General features: G+C 79.1%; 1 pseudogene. It reads left to right on the top strand.

Features of this window, described 5'->3' with window-relative positions:
• Window positions 1-287 precede the first annotated feature (287 nt).
• Window positions 288-1,459 (top strand): annotated as a pseudogene (locus ACIQOV_RS41210) (DNA-binding protein); the annotation flags it as partial.

Here is a 1,459-nt window from a genome sequence, read left to right as displayed (position 1 = left end):
GGGGGCGGACGGAGCCTCCGCGGCGCCGCCGGAACCGGAGCCCGCGCCGGCCTCCGGGCCGCCGCCCGAGCGCTCGCTCCACGGCCCGCTCTTGCGCCACCACTCGCCGTCCGTCATCACCGACCACCCCGCCTCGCCCGTACCGGCCGCCCACCGAACCGCCCTCGGCGTGACGCTACCCACCCCGCCCCCGCCCGCGCGAGTCCGTCCGCGGGTCCGCGGTGCGCCGCGGGTGCGGCGGGACGAGGGACACCCCGTCGTCCCCGCGCCCGACTAACCTAGGTCGAATGACCACACAGCAGGGCCCTCAACGCCGGAGCAGGTCCGCCACCGGCCCGCGCACCCTCGCCGAGGAACTGCGCGCCCGTCCGGACGACGCGCTCGCCGCCCTGCTCCGCTCCCGCCCCGACCTGCTGAACCCCGTCCCCGGCGACCTCACCCAGCTGTCCGCCCGGCTCTCCTCGCGCGCCTCCGCGCTGCGCGCCCTGGAGCGGCTCGACCGCTTCACCCTCCAGGTCGCCGAGGCGCTGGCCACCGCCCCGGACGGCACCTCGCTGAGCACCGTCCGCACCCTGCTGACCGGCCCGGCGAAGGTCAAGCCGCACCCCGGCGCGAGCCCGCTCACCCCCGCCGACCGGTCCGCCGTCGCCACCGCCCTGCCGCGCGCGATCGCCACCCTGCGCGACCGGGCGCTGCTCTGGGGCCCGGACAACGGGCTGCGGCTGGTCCTCGCCGTCCGCGAGGCGCTCGCCCCGACCACCGGCAACCCGGGCCGCACCGGCCTCGGCCCCACCCTCGCCGACGCCACCATCGGCATGTCCCCGGCCCGGCTGCAGCAGCTGCTCGCCTCCGCCGGACAGCCCGCCACCCCGGACCCGGTCAGCGCCGTCGCCGCGCTCACCGCACTGCTCACCGACCGCACCCGCTGCGCGGCGCTGCTCGACACCGCGCCCGAGGCCGCGCGGCGGCTGCTGGAACGGCTGGTCTGGGGCCCGCCCACCGGCACCGTCCCGGACGCCGCCCGCCCGGTCACCGCCGAGGACGCCCAGAGCCCGGTCGAGTGGCTGCTCGCCCGCGGTCTGCTGCTGCCCAACAGCCCCGGCAGCGTCGTACTGCCCCGCGAACTCGCCCTGCACCTGCGCGGCGGCCGCACCCACCGCACCGTCGAACCGGTCCAGCCCGAGCCCGCGCCCGCCGCCGCCCCGCGCGACCCCCGGGCCGTGGACGGCGCCGCGGCCGGCCAGGCGCACACCGCGGTCAAGACCGTCGAGGAACTGCTGGACGGCTGGGGCCTCACCCCACCGCTGACCCTGCGCGCCGGCGGCCTCGGCGTGCGCGACCTCAAGCGCACCGCCCAGGCCCTGGAGAGCACCGAGCGGCAGACCGCCTTCTGGCTCGAACTCGCCTACACCGCGGGGCTGCTGGCCCCCGACGGCGAGGTGGACGAACGCTGGGCCCC

The organism is Kitasatospora sp. NPDC091257, from assembly GCF_044757675.1.
GTDB lineage: Bacteria > Actinomycetota > Actinomycetes > Streptomycetales > Streptomycetaceae > Kitasatospora > Kitasatospora lactacystinica.
The sequence above is the reverse complement of the archived record's forward strand: the minus strand, read 5'-3'. Positions and strand labels throughout refer to the sequence as shown.